Here is an 18,811-nt window from a genome sequence, read left to right as displayed (position 1 = left end):
CAAGCTGCGGCCCGGGTTTTTACAATGGTTCTTCAGTTTATGAGTGCATCACCCCATTGAAAGGGCCAATTCGTGCCCAGCCCCGGAGCCAATCGAACCACCGCCACCCTGCGCCAGCAGGTGTACGCGCAACTGCGCCGCGCCATTGAGCAGGGCAGCCTGCGCGCGGGCACCCGCCTGCCGCCCTCGCGCGAACATGCGGCCAGCCTGGGCGTGTCGCGCAACACCGTGCTGTGGGCCGTGCAACGCCTGCAGGCCGAGGGTTATGTGGAAGCCCGCGTGGGCGACGGCACCTATGTGTCGCAGGCCGTGGCCGCCACATTGCCTGCCCCGCAAGGCCTGGTGGCGCCGCCCCGGGGCCTGTCGCGCCGGGGGCAGCTGATAGCCGACACAGCGGCGCGCTGGCGCCCGCCCCTGGCGGCGGCCAAGGCGTTTCGCATTGGCGCGCCAGAAGTCGCCACCTTTCCGTTTGCGCTGTGGGACCGCCTGACACGCCAGGCCAGTTCAGGCCAGCGCAGCCACCGCGCGCAGTACCTGGACCCGGCTGGCGACCCCGACCTGCGCCAGGCCGTGGCGCAATGGCTGTGGGCTTCGCGCGGCATCCGCTGCGATGCGGCGCAGGTGGTGGTGTGCTCGGGCTCGCAGCAGGGCATTGACCTGATTGCACGGCTGCTGCTGGACGTGGGCGACGAGGTGCTGGTGGAAGACCCCGGCTACCCCGGCATCCGCGCCAGCCTGCTGGGCCACGGCGCGCTAGCGCGGCCGGTGGACATGGATGGAGACGGCCTGCGCATCGACACCGCTGCGGCGCAATGGCCAGACGCGCGCATGGCGGTCGTTACACCCACGCACCAGTTCCCCACCGGAGTGTGCATGGGCCTGGCGCGACGGCAGGCGCTGCTGCAGTGGGCGCGCACGCACGACGCCTGGGTGGTGGAGGACGACTACGACGGCGAGTTCCAGTACGGCAAGAACGATGGCAAGGCCCAGCGTGTGCCCGCGCTGTGCAGCCTGCCGGGCTCGGAGCGCGTGCTGTACGTGGGCACTTTCAGCAAGACGTTGCACCCGGGCTTGCGCCTGGGCTTTGTGGTGGTGCCGCCCGCGCTGGTGGAGGCCTTTGCCATGGCCCGCGCCATCACCGACCGGCACGCACCCGGCGACGCTCAGGCGGTGCTGGCACGTTTCATTGCCGAAGGCCACCTGCTGCGCCACCTGCGGCAGATGCGCGAGCTGTACCTGCAGCGGCAACACACGCTGCGCACCGCACTGGCCGAGGCCAGCAACGGCGCCTGGCAACTGGCCACCAGCGATCGTGGCATGCACCTGCTGCACGAGGTGGCACCCGGCACCGACGACGAAACCCTGAGCCGCCAGGCGCTGGCGGCGGGCGTGATGCTGGCGCCGCTGTCGCGTTATGCGATGCAGTCGGCGCGCCGGGGCTGGCTGTTGGGCTATGCGGGGTTTGACGAGGCGGAGATCCGCGCGGCGGCCCGCGTGGTGGGTGCGCTGGCGCGATGACCTGGGTGGTGAAAGTAAAACTTCTCAGCACTCCACCACAAAACTAACCACTGTAGTGGCGCTGCCGCCAATGTTCAGCGTGGCACAACGGCGCGCGCCCTCGATCTGGCAATCAGCCGCTTGGCCCGACACCTGCCGCATTGCATCCAGCAGCATGCGCACCCCTGTGGCGCCCACTGGGTGACCCAGGCCAATGAGCCCGCCGCTGGCATTGATGGGCAGCCGCCCCCCCATGGCGATAGTGCCGTCCTCAATGGCCTGCCAGCTCTGGCCCGGGGGGGTGATGCCAAAGTGGTCAATGGCCATGTATTCGGTGGTGGTGAAGCAGTCGTGGGTTTCGATGCCGTCGAGCTCGAACACATCCTGGATACCCGCACGCCGGAATGCGTCCTGAATGGTGTCGCGCACATGCGGAAACACATAGGGCTGCTGTGCGCTGGCCTGGAGCTTCACATCGAGCTTGAGGTGCGCGGTGCGGTGGCCCCAGCCAGCAATGCGCGGGATGCTGTCAAGCGATCGCCCGTGGCGTGCCGCCCATTGCGCGGCAAAGCGCTCGGAAGCCAGCACCACAGCAGCCGCCCCGTCGGTGACCTGGCCGCAGTCCTGGCGCCGGATCATGCCTTCAATGACGGGGTTGGCCTCATCATCGGCCGTGAAGCTGCGCGGGCTGTAGCTCCAGCTGCGCGTCTGCGCCTTGGGATTGCGCCGGGCATTGGTCAGGTTGATCTCAGCAATGCGGCCCAGGTGCTCGTACTTCAGGCCGTAGCGGCGCTCGTACTCCTGGCCCACCAGGTGGAACATGTGGGGCCAGGCGTAACGCACGTCCTGCGCCTCTTGGCCCACCCAGGTGGCAGCGCCCAGGTGGCGCGCAGCCACGGCACCGGGCACGTTGCGCTCCAGCTCCACACCAGCCACCAGCACGCAGTCGTAGCGCTGCGCCTGGATCTCGGCCGTCGCCGCCAGTGCCGCGATGCTGCCGGATGCACAGGCCGCCTCGTGCCGCCCTGCGGGCATGCCGTAGAACGCAGGGTCGATGGCCGCGAACATGCCACCCAGCTGGCCCTGCCCCGTAAACAGCTCGCCCACAAAGTTGCCGATGTGGCCAGCCTGCACCTCGCGCGCCTCCACGCCTGCGTGGTGCAAGGCCCCCTGGACGGCTTGCTGCAGCAGCTCAAAAAGGCCTTCTCCCTGGCGGGATGCATTGACGGCGAAGTCGGTCTGGTCGCCCCCCAGGATGTAAATGGTGTCTTGGCCCATGGTGGAACTCCTTGTCAGCGGTCGGTGGATGGCAGGGCCGCAGCACGCGCGGCCTCGCGCAGCGGTGCCTTGACCAACTTGCCGTTGAGGTTGCGTGGCAGTGGTTCGGCGCGGATGGTGATGAAGTCCGGCGTTTTGTAGTCGGCCAGCTGGCTGCGACAGAACTGGCGAATGCCCTCGGCGTCCACCGCAGTGCGGGTGTAGACAAAAACATGGATACGCTCGCCCAGCACAGGACAGGGGCTGGCCACGGCTGCAGCTTCGACCACGCCTTCGCAGCGCTGGATGCAGTTCTCCAGCTCCACGCAGTAGACCTTGTAGCCTCCGCGGTTGATCATGTCCTTGATGCGGTCGAACACGCGCAGGTAGCCTGCGGCGTCCACGCTGCCGATGTCCCCCGATCGCCAGTAGCCTGCGACAAAGGTCGCCCGCGTGACCTCGGGCTGGTCCCAGTAGCCAATGGCGTTGCCCGGGCTGCGAATCCACAGCTCGCCGGGAGCGCCAGGAGGCACCTCTCGGCCTTCGGAGTCCAGCACACGGATGTCGATGCACGGCAGCAGGGTGCCGACGGAGTCGGGGTAACGGGCGGCGTCGCCGCGCTCGGTGAGCGTGACGGCCGAGGTGGTCTCGGTGGCGCCAAAGCCGTTGTACAGCTGCAGCGCAGGCAGCACCTGGGCCAGCCGCTCAATGGTGACCTCCGGCATGGCTGCACCGCCAAAGTGCCCGATGCGCCAGGCCGACAGATCGTAGGTGCCGATCTCTGGTTGCAGAAGACACAAGTTGTACATCGCAGGCACCATCACGGTGGCGGTGATGCTTCGGTCTTGCATCGTCCGCAACACCTTGGGCGCATCGAACTGGCGAATGCACACCAGGCAACCGCCCACCTGCAAGGTCACGACCACAGCGGCCAGCAGGCCCGAGATGTGACTGCCGGGTATCACCAGCAGCATGCGGTCGTCCGGGCGGTAGCCAAAGCGGTGGATGTAATGCCTGGCTGTGTGGAAGAAGCCCAGGTGCGACAGCACCGCCCCCTTGGGGTGGCCCGTGGTGCCCGAGGTGTACATGATGCAGGCGGGCGACTGGTCGCTGAAGTCACCATGGCAAGCCGCCAGCGCCGGTTCGCACGCAATGTCGGCCAGGGCTACGCTCGAAAGCTCTGTGGCCTGGAGCACACTGGGACTTTCGTCGGCATCCAGGCAATGCACAAAAAGGCGCACGCCTGGGATGCGGTCGGGCCGGGGCAGCCTGTCGGCCAGTGTCCCCTCGAAGACCAGCGCACACGCACCGCATTGGCCCAGCATGTATTCCAGCTCGGCCGCGCTTTGCCGGATGCCAATGGGCACCACAATGGCCCCCAGGCGCCACAGCGACAGCAGGGCCACGACAAAGTCCATGCGGTTGCCCAGAAACAGCGCCACGCGGTCCCCACGCCCGATGCCGCGCGCCGCCCAGCCCGCCGCGAGGCGGCCCACCTGCGCGTCCAGCTGCGCATACGTCAGGCTGTACGCTCCCTCTTCCAGCGCCAGTGCTTGCGCGCGGCGCTGGACGGATGCACAGAACATGGCATCCAGGTGCGCGGGCCGGTGGGCGTAGCAGGGCACCAGGCGGTCGTGGTACAGCGCCTCCATGCGCAGGGCGCGTTCGTCAGTGGCAAAGGGCTCGTTCATGGCGGTATGGAAGTGGAAAGTTCGTCAGCGCGATGGCCGCTCATCAATGCCCAGCTGGGTACGAATGGCCGGACGCCTGGGGCTCGCGCATGCGCACCGCGCCGTCTATGCGAACGACCGAGCCATTCATCATGGAGTTCTCGATCAGGGCCTTGGCCATGTGGGCAAACTCTGCGGGGCGGCCAGGCCGGGTTGGAAAGGGTACGTCGCTGATCAGCGTGCGGCGGGTGTGGTCGGGTACCACCTCGTACATGCCCGTCTCAAACGTACCAGGAGCCAGCGCCATGACACGGATGCCGTAGTGCGCCAGCTCCCGCGCCAGCGGTAGCGTCATGCTCGCCACCCCAGCCTTCGAGGAGCCATAGGCCGTCTGTGCCGACAAGGCCTCATAGGCCGCCACCGATGCGGTGTTAATGATGACCCCACGGTCTTCGTCGCCCTGCACCGGCCCCGCCTGTGCCAGGCCCTGGGCAAAAAGCCGAATGGTGTTGAACGTACCCACCAGGTTGATGTCGATCACCCGGCGAAACAGCTCCATGGGGCGGGGCACGGCACGCCCCGTGGCTTTGTCAGTGCGAAACACCCGGGCTGGGCCCAACACGCCTGCACAGTTGATCAAAATGCCTGGCGTGCCCAGCTCGCGCTGAATGGTGGCAAACGCGCGTTCCATGTCGTTGGCACGGCTCACATCCCCGGCCAGACGCAACAGGCGCAACGTGCCGCTCCAGGCGCCAGGATCTTCGGCCACGGTCAGATCAATGGCGGCCACGCTGCAGCCTTCGGTCAGCAGCATTTCCACACAGGCACGGCCCAACCCCGATGCGGCGCCGGTCACCACGGCCACGGTTCCCTGCAATTTCATGGCAATCCTTGGTTGAAGCGAGAGGTGCTCACAGGCGGGCGGGCATACGCAGCGCGCCGTCCAAGCGCACCACTTCGCCGTTGAGCATGGGGTTGCCCAGAATGGCCAGCACCAGTTGAGCAAACTCCTGCGGCTGCCCGGGGCGCTGCGGGTAGGGCGGCACAGCTGCAAAAACCACATCGCGCGACCGCGGCGGCAGGCCCAGGGTCATAGGCGTCTCGAACACACCCGGCGCAATGCCCAGCACCCGGATACCGTAATCGCCCAGCTCGCGGGCCAGGGGCAGCACCATGCCCGCCACACCGCCCTTGGAGGCGGCGTACGCAGCCTGGCCCATCTGGCCATCAAAGGCTGCAATCGAGGCCGCATTGATAATCACGCCCGCCTCGGTGTCGGCTTTCGCGCCAGCATCGCTGCGCGCATTGATCATCTGCGGAACAGCGCATCGGATGCAGTTGATTGTGCCCAGCAGGTTCACAGCCACTACCCGCTCAAACGCGGCTAAGGGCATGGCCTGCCCCTGCCGAACCACGTTACCAGGGTCGGCAATTCCCGCGCAGTTCACCAACACCGACACGGGACCTACAGTGCGTTCGATCTGTTCGAAGGCCTGCTCCACAGCAGCGTCCTGCGTAACATCAAGCACCTGTCCCGCTGTGCCATGGCCCAGGGCCTGCACCACAGAGGCCACGACTTGCGCATCACGGTCAAGGACGACTACACGTGCACCCGCAGCGACCAGAGCTACGGCGCTGGCATGACCCAAGCCCGAAGCGCCTCCGGTGACCACAGCCACCTTGTCATGCACATTCATGGCTGGCGCTCCCGGGCGCCAGCGGGCTGTAGCGCGGGACTCAACTTGGTCGCTCCATCTTGCAGGTGGTGGGCAGTATGGTCTTGTCGCCAGGCACCTTGGCCACCGTCTTCCAGCCCATGCCCAGGCCCTCGGCGTCGTACTTCACACCCTTGACCAGCTGGTTGATGTAGATCGGGTGACTGGCCTGGTGGTCCTGGGCGCGCATCTTGATCTTGCCGAATGGCGAGTCGAGCTCCATGCCCTCCAGTGCCTTGGCAATCTTGACCAAGTCTTCAGTGTTGCCCGTCTTCTCGATGGCCTTGGCCAGCATGTCCATCTGCACCAGGATCGAGGTGTAGTACAGGTCTTCACCAAACTTGGCTTTGAAATCGCGCTGGTATTTCTCCAGCTCTGGCATCTTGTCTTCCACCGGCGCATTGGGGTGCCATGAAGAGATCTGGAACACGGTGTTCTCGCCCGCAGCGCCAATGGATGTAGGAACGCCGAACAGGCCGCCGTAGTAAGTGATGTACTTGGTGCTCAGGCCCGAGTCCTTGCTGGCACGCACCAGCAGCGCCAAGTCGTTGCCCCAGTTGCCCGTGAGAACCGTGTCGGCGCCAGACTGCTTGATCTTTAGCACGTAGGGCGAAAAGTCTTTGATCTTGCCAAAGGGGTGAAACTCGTCGCCCACGAACTGGATGTCTGGTCGGGCCTTGCCGATGATCGCTTTGGCATCCGCGCTGACCTCATGCCCAAAACTGTAGTCTTGGTTGATCAGATAGATCTTCTTGATGTCCGGGTTGTTGGCCACGTATTCAGCCACCGCATGCATCTTCATTTTCTGATGGGCTTCGAATCGGAAGAACCAGAAGTTGCACTTCGACTCGGTGAGATCGGGCAGCGCCGAACCGTAGTTCAGGAACAGCACGCGCGCGTTGGGATTGCGCTGGTTGTGCTTGTCGAGCGCGGTGAGCAGCGAGCCTGCAATGCCCGAGTTGCCCGCCTGCACCATGAAGTTGATCTTCTGGTCCACGGTGCTGGTCAGCATGGCCACGGCCTTGTTGGAATCGCCTGCGTTGTCCAGTTGCACCACTTCAAGCTTGCGGCCCAGCACGCCCCCGCGCTCGTTGATGAGGTGCACTGCATACAGCAAGGTCTTGGCCACCGTGGTGCCCGTCGAAGCCGTGGGGCCCGAGAAGGTGTCGATATGTGCAATGCGAATGGGTGGTGCCGACTGGGCTACCGCAGCGAGTGCGCTGCACGCCATGACGGCTGCGATGCAGGTAGCGCGAAAAATGCTCATGGATTTGTCTCCTGTTGCGACCCAGCAGGGCCTTTGTTTACCGAAGATAAACTTGCAGTTACTCTTTGGTAACTTTTAGTGAATGGTATGAGCGACAATGCGCAGCGTCAACTGCAAAATTGACACGTCAGCGACACAGCTGGCGCATTCCATAGCCCACCTCCGACTGCCAAGTGACGAACAAACCTGCCCGCTGGAATAACGCACTCGCCGAAGTCCCTGACGCACGCGAAGTACGCAAGCGTGCATTGGTCGTGGCGGCTGGCCGCGTGTTCGGCACCAAAGGCTTTCACAACACCACGCTGGACGACATTGCCCAAGCGCTGTCAGTCACCAAACCCGCGCTGTACCGTTATGTGGAGAACAAGCACGAGATCCTGTTTGAGTGCCACCGTATGGCCGTGGACATGGCAGAGACTTCGATGGCAGAAGCGCAGCAAAGCAACACCGCCCCCCTGGCGCAGCTGCGCGAATTCGTCGCGCTCTACATCCGCAAGATGACCAGCGAACTCGGGACCTGCGTCGTTCTGACCGAGTACTACTCCATGACTCCGGAACACACCGCAGTCATCCAGCGACGCCGCCGATTGCTGGACCAGGAATTGCGGACCCTGGTACAACGGGCCATCGACGAAGGACAGATTGCCCCGTGCGATCCCAAACTGGCGGTGTTCTTCTTCATGGGCGCCATCAACAACATCAACCGCTGGTTCACCGAAGATGGCCCCCTCTCTGGCGACCAGATCGCCCAGGCTTTCGCGGAACATGCCATCGCATGCCTTTCGCTGCTGCCCACAACACCACCCGACGAGGTCAAAAAAACCCGTGTACGCCGCGCACCATAGGGATACTCAGCATCGCGTGGAGGACCCAGAATGCTGGTCAATGCAACTACGCCGGCCAGCACGCCGGCGCGGGGCAATCTGCACTACGCTCGCCCGTTCATTCCACGCAGCCTGAAGCCCGATGCCCATCGCCCCCTACCTCGACACCGCCCCGGTTCTGGACACCGGCGTTTTCATCCACGACTCTGCCCAGGTCATCGGTGACGTCACCCTGGGCCGTGACAGCTCGGTCTGGTGCAACGCCGTACTGCGCGGCGATGTGAACCGCATCACCGTGGGCGTGTGCAGCAATGTGCAGGACCTGACGATGGGCCATGTCTCACACCGCAACGCCAGCAAGCCCGAGGGCTCGCCGCTGGTCATCGGCGACTACGTCACGGTGGGGCATTCGGTGATCCTGCACGGCTGCCGCATCGGCAACGAATGCCTGATCGGCATGGGTTCCATCGTGATGGATGACGCCATCATCGAAGACCGCGTGATTCTGGGCGCGGGCAGCCTGGTGTCGCCCGACAAGGTACTGGAGAGCGGCTACCTCTACATCGGTCGCCCCGCAGTGCGCCAGCGCGCACTGACCGATGCGGAGATTGCCTACCTCAAGTATTCGGCCGAGCACTATGTGCGGGTAAAAAACAATTACTTGGCGGGCACGCCCCAAGGGGCTCCGGTACCACCTGCGCCCCCAGCCCACCAGGGATAAAGCAGGGCCGGGATAATCAGGGGATCCACGACCCCTGCGGCGGCACCGCATCGCCCCATTGCCTGTTTCCACCATGTCTGCCGTCGCCCCCGCTTTACCCGCCCAGCGCGTGCTCTCCGTCATCCCCCCGATGACGCAGCTGAACACGCCGTACCCCTCCACCGCCTACCTCACGGGCTTTCTGCGCTCGCGCGGCATGACGGCGGTGCAGGAAGACCTGGCACTGGCGCTGGTGCTGCGCTTGCTCTCGCCCGAAGGGCTGCGCGCCGTGGCCGCCAAGGTGGACGCACTACCCGCCAAAAAGCAGAGCCCCGCCGTGCAAAGTTTTGCGGCGCAAAAGGACCGCTACCTCGCCACCATCGGCCCCGCCATTGCCTTTTTGCAGGGGCGCGACAGCACACTGGCCCACCGCATCGTGGGCCGCAACTACCTGCCCGAGGGGCCGCGCTTTGCCACGCTGGATGTGTACGTTGATGATGAGGGTGGCGACCCGCTGGGCTGGGCTTTTGGTGCGCTGGGCCTGACCGACAAGGCCAAGCATCTGGCCACGCTGTATTTGAACGACCTGGCCGACGTGCTGCGTGACGCGGTGGACGAGCGCTTTGAGTTTGTGCGCTATGCCGAATCACTGGCGGGTAGCCAGCCCACGTTCGACCCATTGGCCAACGCACTCGCTGCGCCGCCCACGCAGGTCGATGAAATGCTGGAGCAGCTCACGCACGAGGCCATCGCCAAGCACCAGCCCACCGTGGTGCTGCTGTCCGTGCCGTTCCCGGGGTCTGTTTACGCGGCGTTCCGCATCGCCCAGGCCATCAAGGCGCGCCACCCGCACATCGCCACCGTGCTGGGCGGCGGCTTTGTGAACACCGAACTGCGCGAGCTGGCCGACCCGCGTGTGTTTGACTTTTTTGACTATGTGACGCTGGACGCGGGCGAGCGCCCGCTGCTGGCGCTGCTGGAACACCTGCGCGGCGAGCGCGGCCGCCAGCGCTTGGTGCGCACCTTTGTGCGCAATGATGGAGAAGGCGGCGATGGCGCGGTGCAGTACATCAACATGATGGAAACCGACATCGCCTTTGCCGAGGTGGGCACCCCCACCTGGGATGGCCTGCCGCTGGACCGCTACCTATCGCTGCTGGACATGCTCAACCCCATGCACCGGCTGTGGAGCGACGGGCGCTGGAACAAGCTGACCGTGGCGCACGGCTGCTACTGGAAGAAGTGCAGCTTCTGCGACGTGAGCTTGGACTACATCAGCCGCTACGAAGGCGCGAGCGCTGCCGTGCTGGCCGACCGCATCGAAGCCATCGTGCGCGAGACGGGGCAGACGGGCTTTCACTTTGTGGACGAGGCCGCGCCGCCCAAGGCCCTCAAGGCCCTGGCCACAGAGCTGATTGCGCGCAACGCGGGTATCAGCTGGTGGGGCAATGTGCGGTTTGAAAAAACCTTCACCCCCGACCTGGCCGAGCTGCTGGCCGACAGCGGCTGTATCGCCATCTCGGGCGGACTGGAAGTCGCGTCAGACCGGCTGCTCAGCCTGATGAAAAAGGGCGTGTCGGTGGACCAGGTGGCGCGCGTGACCAAGGCCTTCACCGACGCGGGCATCCTGGTGCATGCGTACCTCATGTACGGCTTCCCGACCCAGACGGTGCAGGACACGGTGGACGCGCTCGAATACGTGCGCCAGCTGTTTGCCAATGGCTGCATCCAGAGTGGTTTCTTCCACCGCTTTGCCTGCACCGTGCATTCACCCGTGGGCCAAAACCCCGAGGAATACGGCGTGACGCTGGCGCCCCTGCCACCGGGCGACTTTGCCAAGAACGACGTGGCCTTCATCGACCCCACGGGCGTGGACCACGACGCGCTGGGCGCGGGCCTGAAGAAGGCCATCTACAACTACATGCACGGCATTGGGCTGGAAGAAGACGTGCGCATGTGGTTCCCGTTCAAGGTGCCCAAGACGACGGTGCGGCGGGACCGGATCGAGCGCGCACTGCGCGAGCGGGGATGAACACAACGGGCGATGCAGCGGCTGCTTTCAAGCAAAAATAGCCGGTAGCACCGGTTAAATATGCGCCGTCAGCTATCAAAAATGAAGCAACCATAATCCAATCAACGCTTTTGCTTCTGGTAAGCCTTGTCGGCCGGCGGCCCCCGGTCGGTGTCTTGCAACCCCCGCTGCACATCGCGGTAGGCCTGCTCGATTTGAGCGTCGGGTTTGCCATGGGTCATGTCCACCGATTCGTCACGCTCATGGGGCAGCTTGGGCTTTTCTTCCTTGGCGGCCGCAGGGCCCGCTTTCAACGGCCCCTGCGTGTGGGGGCCGGGGGCCTGGCGCTTGGTGGTGTCGACCGAAGGTTCGGGGCCGGTAGGGGCCGAAGTGGGTTCATCGGGGTCTGTGTTGTGGGGCATGGGGGTCTCCTGGGTTGGGACCGCAGCGGGTCACGTCCCATGGATCGTAAAAACGCCCCTGTCACCGTCTTGTAGGCACACAGGCCATCTACCAGAAGGGCGATGGAGATTGCGTGCACAAGCCCTTGACGCGATGGGCCCTCCAAGCCATGCGACACTACTGTATGTCTCAACAGGTGTGGGCCGCGCAGGCCCTTGAATCTTTCGATGCGGTGGTGCAGGCCACCGAGGGGTTTCGCAGCCGCGCAGGCCAGCGGCTGATGGCGCAGCAGGTGGCGCGTACATTCAGCAGTGCCACGCTGGGCAAGGTGGACGAAGAAAACGGCGAGGCCGCGCCCACGCGGTCCATTGCCGTGATCCAGGCGGGCACGGGGGTGGGCAAGTCGCTGGCGTATTGCGCACCCGCCATTGCGCTGGCGCTGGCGCGCGGCACACGGGTGCTGATCTCCACCGCCACGGTGGCGCTGCAGGAGCAACTGGTCAACAAGGACCTGCCTGCTCTGGCCGCGCTGATGCCCCAGCCCTTCAAGTTTGCGCTGGCCAAGGGGCGTGGGCGCTATGTGTGCAAGCTCAAGTTGGACCGCCTGGCGGGCACGGGCGAGGCGGAAGAAGAGGCCGACGACGACCTGTTTGCCGAGGAAGAAGCCGCCGCCCGCGCCAAGCGCCCCCGGCACGAAACCGAGGCGCGCATCCAGTTCTATTCGACGATGGCGCAATCCTTGTCGAAAGGCGCCTGGGATGGTGACCGCGACAGCCTGGACACACCGCCCGAGCCCGAAGTGTGGAGCCCCGTGGCGGCCGAGGGCGCGTCGTGCACCGGCAAGCATTGCCCGGCCTTCAGCCAGTGCACCTACTACGACAAGCGCAAGGAGCTGGTGGGTGCGCAGGTGATCGTGGCCAACCACGATTTGCTGCTGTCGTCGCTGGGCGCGCGCGTGCTGCCCGAGCTGGACAACTGCCTCTTGGTGCTGGACGAAGCCCACCACCTGCCATCGACCGCTCTGGATCAATTCGCGTGCAGCATGGACCTGTCGCGCATCACCTGGATCGAGCGCCTTGCCAGCCGGGGCCTGCGCATTGGTGCGCTGCTGGAGGTGGAAGAGATTGCCGACATCCCCAAGCACTCGGCCCAGCTGCGGCAAACGCTGCAGGACCTGGCGCGCATCGTGATGGACGTGTACGGCGCCCAACTCAAGAGCCAGCCCAGCGCCTGGGGCCCGGCGCGCGTGCGTGTGCCCCGGGGCGAATTGCCCGAGCCGTTGATTGCGCCACTGGGCCTGCTGGCCGCCAGTGCCGAAGGCTTCCTCGACGCGCTGCGCGCCATCAGCAAAGCCCTGCGTGCCGAGATGCGCGATAAGCCGGACGAGGCCAAGCGCCTGTCCACGCTGTACGCGCAAATCGGCATGCTGGCCCCGCGCCTGGAAGAGCTGCACGCCACCGCGCAACTGCTGCTGCAGGACGCCCCCGAGGGCACGGTGCCCGCCGCCAAGTGGTTCACGCTGGAGGTAGATGGCGACTTCATCGTGGTCAAGGCGCACGCCAGCCCCATCCTGCCCGGCACCACGCTGCGCAACCACCTGTGGAGCGCGGTGCGCGGCGCCGTGCTCACCTCGGCCACGCTCACCAGCTGCGGGCACTTTGATTTCTTCCTGCGCGAGGCGGGCCTGCATGGCGATGAGGCCACCACCACGCTGGAAGTGCCCAGCCCCTTCAACTACGCCGCACAGGGCACGTTGATTGCCGCCGAGACGCGCGCCGACCCCAAGAACGCCGCGCAGTTCACCACCGAGATGGTCGAAGCGCTGCTGCACGACATTGCCCGCGTGGAGTACGGCGCGCTGGTGCTGTTCACCTCCCGCGAGCAGATGCGCCAGGCGGTGGATGCATTGCCCACCGCCATGCGCAGCGTGGTGCTGGTGCAGAACGCACTGCCGCGCGCGCAGCTGCTCAAGCGCCACCGCGAGCGGGTGGAGAACGGCGAGCCCTCGGTCATCTTCGGCATGCAGTCGTTTGGCGAGGGGCTGGACTTGCCCGGGCGATTGTGCGAATCGGTCTTCATTACCAAGCTGCCCTTTGCCCCTCCCGACGACCCCGTGGGCGAGGCCCGCGCCGAGTGGCTGCGCGCCGTGGGGCGCGACCCGTTCAGCGAGCTGGTGGTGCCCGCCACGGCCATCCGCCTGGCGCAATGGGTGGGCCGCGCGATCCGCACCGAGGAAGACATGGCGCATGTGTACTGCTACGACAAACGCCTGACGCGCACCAGCTATGGGCAGCGCTTGCTCAAGGGCTTGCCGCCGTTTGCGCTGGAGCAACGCGCACCGCTGTGAAGCGGTGATACTTTGCCCCCTTCGATTTCATAACCACTACAACAACCCCAGAGAGGCCCCCCATGCCCCACACCGTACCTGCCTGCCCCCAATGTGGCCTGGAGAACACCTACCCCGATGGCAGCAACTACGTGTGCCCCGACTGCGCGTTTGAATGGCCGCAAGTGGCCGATGCAGCAGAAGCCGACGCCGATGCAGGCGACGGCATCGTGCGCGATGCGAATGGCAACCCACTGGCCGATGGCGACGCGGTGATCCTGGTGAAAGACCTCAAGGTCAAGGGCTCGTCGTCCACGCTCAAAAAGGGCACCAAGATCAAAAGCATCCGCCTGGTGGATGGTGCCGACGGCCACAACGTGGACTGCAAGACGGACCTGGGCAGCATGCTGCTCAAGTCAGAGTTTCTCAAGAAGGCCTGAGCGGCGCGGGGCGCAGCGCCCCTTGTCAGACAAGCACCCACAGGCATCGGCGCTGCACGCCGACGCCGGGGCGCAGGGAGGGTGCCTAGAGTGCATGGATGACCGCGCGAACACCCGAATGGCGCGGACCCTTTCGACTCCCCACCCCCTGCTGGAGGCCCCATGCACACTGAATCCCCCGCCCACGAGACCCTGTGGAAGCTCATCAAGGACATCCGCTTTGGCATGCTTACGCACCGCACGTCCACGGGCATGCTGCACGCGCACCCGCTGACCACCCAGAACCGGCAGCTGGATGAGCAGGCCGAGCTGTACTTCTTCATCTCACAGTCGGGCGAGCTGTACGAGCGCCTGTTGACCGACGGCGAAGTGAACGTGTCGTATGCCGACCCGGACGAAGACAGCTATGTGTCCGTGTCCGGACAGGCGCGGTTTGTAGAGGACCGCGCGCTGAAGGAAGCGCTGTGGTCGCCCATGGCTAAGGCCTGGTTTCCGGGCGGTGTGTCCGACCCGGACCTGGCGCTGCTCGCAGTGCGCATCCGCCATGCCGAGTACTGGAATGTGGACGAAAGCAAGATGGTGCAACTGTTCCAGATGGCCAAGGCCGCGATCACCGGGGAGCCCCCGCGCCACCTGGGTGAGCACAAGGAACTGACCTTGTCCTGAGCGGCGCGGAGCGACAGTGTGGGACCTGGAACGCCGGGCCACACGCACCGGTGGCTACACAGGACTTATCAAGCAAATCGGCCCGTAGCGCTAGTGCTTCATTCCCTGACAGCTACACAATCAATAGCATCTCCCTTTGGTCGAAAGGCGCAGCGAGCGTCATCGCGGCGCATTGCGCGCCTTGCGATAGCGCCGGGTGGCCTCGGCCAGCATCGCGTCCTTGGGCAACAGCTGGGTGCCGCCCACCCACAACTCGGTCGGCGTTCCGCTGGCGTCGCGCACGCGGCGCACTGGCTGGCCCGGGCTGGCGTAGGCCGAGGCTTTCTGAACCACGCCGGTGTCGCGCCCGGTGACGACGAGCTCGGTGGTGGCCGCGTTGAAGGGCACGAACATGGCGGGCGCCACCTGGCACACCACCTTGCCCATGGGCACCAGGTCGCTGGCACCCCACAGGCTCCACCAGCGCCCCGCCCAGGCGGCTTCCCTTTTGCCCGGCGCACCATGCTGCTGGAACGCAAACAGGATGCTGGCAATGCCTTCCACCCATTCGGTGGACAGACCATCCTGCGCGTTGGTGAGCACGGTCACCGTCAAATCGAGCGCGGGGTAGCGCGCCGTGCGCGACAAGAACCCTTGCAGGCTGCCGGTGTGGCCCATCCATTCGCGCGGTCCGGGTGCGCTGAGCATGGTGCCCAGGCCGTAGTGGGACTCGAACAGGTTGCAGGGGTCGCGCCAGCGGCGCTGCGCCATCTCGCGGCGGCTGGCGGGCGAGAGGATGCTGTGCGGACTGTCCGGCGCCAGCTGCGAAAAGAAGCGGGCCACATCCGACGCGGTGGACACAAACCCGGCCGCCGGGGCCATGGCGTCGCACGGGTTGTCGCCCGGCACGATCAGGCGCTGGCCGAACGGAAACTCGCTGCTGTGGCCCACGGCCATGGGCGCGCGCCGGGGCAGGTGGGGCATGTCGGACGCGGTCTCTTCCAAGCCTGCGGCGGCGATCACGTGGCGCTGCATCCAGGTGGCGTAGTCCGTGCCGGTCACCTGCTCCATCATCAGCCCCAGCAGGCCGTAGCCGTGGTTGGAATACTTGAGCTGTACCCCTGCCTCCAGCGGCGGCTTGGCGCGCAAGTCGGCCAGCAGCTCGGCGCGGGAGAGATACGGCCGCCGGTCCAGGAACTGGCCCGCATCGGGGCCGTCGCGCGTCACGCCCGCGCTGTGCGACAGCAGCTCGCCAATGCGGGCGCGGGCCAGGTCCTTGTGCAGGCCATCGACATAGCGGCCGATGGGGTCGTCCAGCCCGACCTGGCCCTGCTCGCGCAGCAGCAGGACGCCTGCCGCCGTGAAGGTCTTGGAGTGCGAGGCAATGCGCAGGCGGTGCCGGGGCGTGAGTTGCTTGTGGGTGCGCATGTCGGCCACGCCCAGCGCCAGCTCCGCCACCGTTTCGCCGCCGCGTGCAATGGCCACGGAGCACCCGGGCTGGCGGTAGCGCTCCAGTTGCAGTTCCAGCCATTGCGGCAGGTAGTCCAGCGCGGCGCGCTGCCAGGCCGGTGAGGTGGCGTTTTTCTTCATGGTGTGCTCGGCTCCATGCATCCAGAAAAGGAGTGGGGCAGTGTAGGCCACGCACCGGATAGGCGCGGTGACACACAGACACCCTGGGCGCACAGGATGGCTGGCGGGGCGGCGGCACAATCCTTCCTTTTCGCACGCAAGCCCATGTCCCCCATCGCCGTCATCGACTTTGAAACCACCGGCGTCTCGCCCGGCCAGGGCGCGCGTGCGACCGAAGTGGCCATCGTGCTGCTGGAGCGGGGTCAGGTGGTGGACCGGTTCCAGAGCCTGATGAAAACCGGGGTGTGGATTCCGTCGTTCATCACCCAGCTCACCGGCATCACCAACGCGATGGTGAACGCCGCGCCCGACGCAGCAAAGGTGATGCAGGACGCCGCGCGCTTTGTGGGCGATGCGCCCATGGTGGCGCACAACGCATCGTTCGACAGCAAGTTCTGGCAGGCCGAACTGGCCCTCGCCGGGCTGCCTGCACCGCAGCCGTTTGCGTGCACGGTGCTGCTGTCGCGGCGCTTGTACCCCGAGGCGCCCGGCCACAAGCTGGGCACGCTGGTGGACTACCACGGCCTGCCGCGCACGGGCCAGGCCCACCGGGCGCTAGCGGACGCCGAGATGGCCGCCGCGCTGCTGGCGCGCATGCAGCACGACCTGCGCACCCGCTGGCGCGTGGCCGAGCCCAGCTACGCGCTGCTGCAAACGCTGCAGCGCTGCGCCAAGCCCAAGATAGGGGCGCTGCTGGCGCAGCATGCGGGCGCCTGATCCGACCTGCCCGCTGGCGATGTTGCTGCACAGTTACTATTGAATTAATAGCTGCTAGCGCATGATTCACTAGCGCTTGCGGCATTTTTGACTCGAATCCAGGGCTGACGACCGTTCTCCAGAGCATGCGTCTGCAGGGGCCGCGCAAGTCCCTCCGCAACGGGTGCAATCGCCTGCTCTGCCGATAATCGATCAGGACTTGCACGACGGAGCTTTGCCACCGGTGGCGCAGCCCCGCCTTCGTCCTCAAAACCTGTTCACGACGACAACATGAAAGGCTTGGCCATGGGGTATCTGGTACTGGGACTGGTGCTGTTTCTGGGCGTGCACTCGGTGCGCATCGTGGCCGATGGCTGGCGCACCCACATGCGGACGCGCCTGGGCGAGATGCCGTGGAAGGGGCTGTATTCGCTGGTGTCGGCCGTGGGCCTGGCGCTCGTCGTCTGGGGCTATGGCCTGGCGCGGCAGCAGCCCGTGGTGCTGTGGGTGCCGCCCATCGGCATGCGGCACGCCGCAGCGCTGCTGACGCTGATCGCCTTTGTGCTGCTGGCCGCCACCTATGTGCCGCGCAATGCCCTCAAGGCCCGGCTGCACCACCCCATGGTGCTGGGCGTGAAGGTGTGGGCGCTGGCGCATCTGCTGTCCAACGGCAACCTGGCCGATGTGCTGCTGTTTGGCAGCTTCTTGCTGTGGGCCGTGCTGAGCTTTCGCGCCGCGCGCCAGCGCGACCGGGCGCAGGGCACCGTGTACGCGGCGGGCAGCGCTACAGGCACGGCGGCGGCTGTGGTGGTGGGCGCCGTGGCCTGGGTGGGCTTTGCGTTCTGGGGCCATGCGTGGCTGATCGGCGTGGCGCCGCTGGGGCGATGATCGAACGCCGGGACGACCCGCAACGCAAATGCCGGAGAATCCGCGCTTTGCGTTTTTTCCTTTCTCGCTGAGACCTCTATGACCGAAGCCACCACCCCCAACACCCCCGCCCTGCCGCCCCTGCCCGACCACCTGTCGGTCAACCCCCGCAGCCCGCACCATGTGGCCGCCGTGTTCGAGCACGACATCGGCATCCGCCTGAACGGCAAGGAGCGTTTTGATGTGGAGGAATACTGCATCAGCGAAGGCTGGGTGAAGGTGCCCGCCGGCAAGACGGTGGACCGCAAGGGCCAGCCGCTGCTCATCAAGATCAAGGGCACGGTCGAAGCGTTCTACAAGTGACCGCTGTACGGGCGGCCGCGCCGCTCGCTCCTGGTGCCTGGGTGATCCACTGCGATGGCAGTGCTTGGCCCAACCCCGGGCGCATGGGCCTGGGCGCGGTGCTGACGGGCCCCGACGGCACCGTGCAGCACCAGATCTCCGAAGCCACCACCTTCACCGGCTGCAACAACGAGGCCGAGTTGCGCGCGCTGATGTTGGCGCTGCAGTGGCTGGCGCAGCAGGGCATTGCCACATCAACCCAAGTGCACGTGTTCAGCGACAACAGCGTGCTGGTGGAGCAGTTGGGCAGCCATCCCACGGCACCGATCACGCGGCTGGCGACGCTGTTTGGCGAAGCACGCAAGGCACTGCGACGGTTCCCGCAAGCCCGCGTCCTGTGGATTCCCCGCCACCGCAATGGCGCGGCCGATACGCTGGCCCGCGCCGCCCTGGGGCTGGCACCCAAGGCCGCCACGCCGCAAAGCCAGACCATCAAAAAGCGCCGCCGGCGCTGAGCCGCCCG

General features: G+C 65.9%; 18 protein-coding genes. 11 read left to right on the top strand and 7 right to left on the bottom strand.

Features of this window, described 5'->3' with window-relative positions; genetic code table 11:
- Positions 1–72 precede the first annotated feature (72 nt).
- Positions 73–1,518, top strand: coding sequence for a PLP-dependent aminotransferase family protein (locus tag DNK89_RS14330; RefSeq protein WP_110960643.1), 1,446 nt, complete (start codon positions 73–75; stop codon positions 1,516–1,518).
- 24 nt (positions 1,519–1,542) lie between these two features.
- Here DNK89_RS14330 and DNK89_RS14325 read toward each other — a convergent pair whose 3' ends face one another.
- The 5 genes from DNK89_RS14325 to DNK89_RS14305 are packed head-to-tail and all read right to left on the bottom strand — an operon-like array spanning position 1,543 to position 7,406.
- Positions 1,543–2,775 (bottom strand): acetyl-CoA acetyltransferase, encoded by a 1,233-nt coding sequence (locus tag DNK89_RS14325; RefSeq protein ID WP_110960642.1) that lies wholly within the window; start codon positions 2,773–2,775, stop codon positions 1,543–1,545.
- Positions 2,776–2,789: 14 nt separating this feature from the next.
- Positions 2,790–4,445, bottom strand: coding sequence for a class I adenylate-forming enzyme family protein (locus DNK89_RS14320; RefSeq protein WP_110960641.1), 1,656 nt, complete (start codon positions 4,443–4,445; stop codon positions 2,790–2,792).
- Positions 4,446–4,488: 43 nt separating this feature from the next.
- Positions 4,489–5,307: an SDR family NAD(P)-dependent oxidoreductase gene (locus DNK89_RS14315; RefSeq protein ID WP_110960640.1), complete on the bottom strand. Its 819-nt coding sequence runs from the start codon at positions 5,305–5,307 to the stop codon at positions 4,489–4,491.
- 28 nt (positions 5,308–5,335) lie between these two features.
- Positions 5,336–6,121 (bottom strand): SDR family NAD(P)-dependent oxidoreductase, encoded by a 786-nt coding sequence (locus DNK89_RS14310; RefSeq protein ID WP_110960639.1) that lies wholly within the window; start codon positions 6,119–6,121, stop codon positions 5,336–5,338.
- Between the two features lie 40 nt (positions 6,122–6,161).
- Positions 6,162–7,406, bottom strand: a complete 1,245-nt coding sequence (locus tag DNK89_RS14305) for a branched-chain amino acid ABC transporter substrate-binding protein (protein WP_110960638.1) — start codon at positions 7,404–7,406, stop codon at positions 6,162–6,164.
- Between the two features lie 173 nt (positions 7,407–7,579).
- On the opposite strand from DNK89_RS14305, the gene DNK89_RS14300 reads away from it, so the two are divergent.
- The 3 genes from DNK89_RS14300 to DNK89_RS14290 all read left to right on the top strand — a co-directional run bounded on the left by DNK89_RS14300 (position 7,580) and on the right by DNK89_RS14290 (position 10,962).
- On the top strand, positions 7,580–8,251 hold the full coding sequence (locus DNK89_RS14300; protein WP_110960637.1) for a TetR/AcrR family transcriptional regulator: 672 nt from the start codon (positions 7,580–7,582) through the stop codon (positions 8,249–8,251).
- A gap of 121 nt (positions 8,252–8,372) precedes the next feature.
- Positions 8,373–8,951: a gamma carbonic anhydrase family protein gene (locus DNK89_RS14295; protein ID WP_110960636.1), complete on the top strand. Its 579-nt coding sequence runs from the start codon at positions 8,373–8,375 to the stop codon at positions 8,949–8,951.
- A gap of 130 nt (positions 8,952–9,081) precedes the next feature.
- Positions 9,082–10,962, top strand: coding sequence for a radical SAM protein (locus tag DNK89_RS14290; RefSeq protein ID WP_110960635.1), 1,881 nt, complete (start codon positions 9,082–9,084; stop codon positions 10,960–10,962).
- A gap of 101 nt (positions 10,963–11,063) precedes the next feature.
- Here DNK89_RS14290 and DNK89_RS14285 read toward each other — a convergent pair whose 3' ends face one another.
- Positions 11,064–11,363: a hypothetical protein gene (locus DNK89_RS14285; RefSeq protein WP_110960634.1), complete on the bottom strand. Its 300-nt coding sequence runs from the start codon at positions 11,361–11,363 to the stop codon at positions 11,064–11,066.
- 164 nt (positions 11,364–11,527) lie between these two features.
- Between DNK89_RS14285 and dinG the strand changes: the two genes are divergently transcribed.
- The 3 genes from dinG to DNK89_RS14270 all read left to right on the top strand — a co-directional run bounded on the left by dinG (position 11,528) and on the right by DNK89_RS14270 (position 14,775).
- Positions 11,528–13,690, top strand: a complete 2,163-nt coding sequence (gene dinG / locus DNK89_RS14280) for an ATP-dependent DNA helicase DinG (protein WP_110960633.1) — start codon at positions 11,528–11,530, stop codon at positions 13,688–13,690.
- 62 nt (positions 13,691–13,752) lie between these two features.
- Positions 13,753–14,109, top strand: coding sequence for a zinc ribbon domain-containing protein YjdM (locus DNK89_RS14275; protein WP_110960632.1), 357 nt, complete (start codon positions 13,753–13,755; stop codon positions 14,107–14,109).
- A 162-nt stretch (positions 14,110–14,271) separates the two neighbouring features.
- Positions 14,272–14,775 (top strand): pyridoxamine 5'-phosphate oxidase family protein, encoded by a 504-nt coding sequence (locus DNK89_RS14270; RefSeq protein ID WP_015011857.1) that lies wholly within the window; start codon positions 14,272–14,274, stop codon positions 14,773–14,775.
- Between the two features lie 159 nt (positions 14,776–14,934).
- Here the strand turns inward: DNK89_RS14270 and DNK89_RS14265 are convergent, their stop codons facing one another.
- Positions 14,935–16,344 (bottom strand): serine hydrolase, encoded by a 1,410-nt coding sequence (locus tag DNK89_RS14265; RefSeq protein ID WP_110960631.1) that lies wholly within the window; start codon positions 16,342–16,344, stop codon positions 14,935–14,937.
- 144 nt (positions 16,345–16,488) lie between these two features.
- Here DNK89_RS14265 and DNK89_RS14260 point away from each other — a divergent pair, with 144 nt between their 5' ends.
- From DNK89_RS14260 to DNK89_RS14245, 4 genes are all read left to right on the top strand, one after another.
- Positions 16,489–17,100, top strand: a complete 612-nt coding sequence (locus DNK89_RS14260) for a PolC-type DNA polymerase III (RefSeq protein ID WP_110960935.1) — start codon at positions 16,489–16,491, stop codon at positions 17,098–17,100.
- 285 nt (positions 17,101–17,385) lie between these two features.
- Positions 17,386–17,967, top strand: coding sequence for an NnrU family protein (locus tag DNK89_RS14255; protein WP_015011862.1), 582 nt, complete (start codon positions 17,386–17,388; stop codon positions 17,965–17,967).
- 78 nt (positions 17,968–18,045) lie between these two features.
- Positions 18,046–18,309, top strand: coding sequence for a DUF3297 family protein (locus tag DNK89_RS14250; RefSeq protein WP_015011863.1), 264 nt, complete (start codon positions 18,046–18,048; stop codon positions 18,307–18,309).
- Positions 18,306–18,803: a ribonuclease HI family protein gene (locus tag DNK89_RS14245; protein WP_110960630.1), complete on the top strand. Its 498-nt coding sequence runs from the start codon at positions 18,306–18,308 to the stop codon at positions 18,801–18,803. Before DNK89_RS14250 ends, DNK89_RS14245 begins: the two co-directional genes overlap by 4 nt.
- Positions 18,804–18,811 lie beyond the last annotated feature (8 nt).

The organism is Acidovorax sp. ST3, from assembly GCF_003231145.1.
Lineage (GTDB): Bacteria > Pseudomonadota > Gammaproteobacteria > Burkholderiales > Burkholderiaceae_C > Acidovorax.
This window is presented reverse-complemented; position numbering and strand designations above follow the sequence as displayed.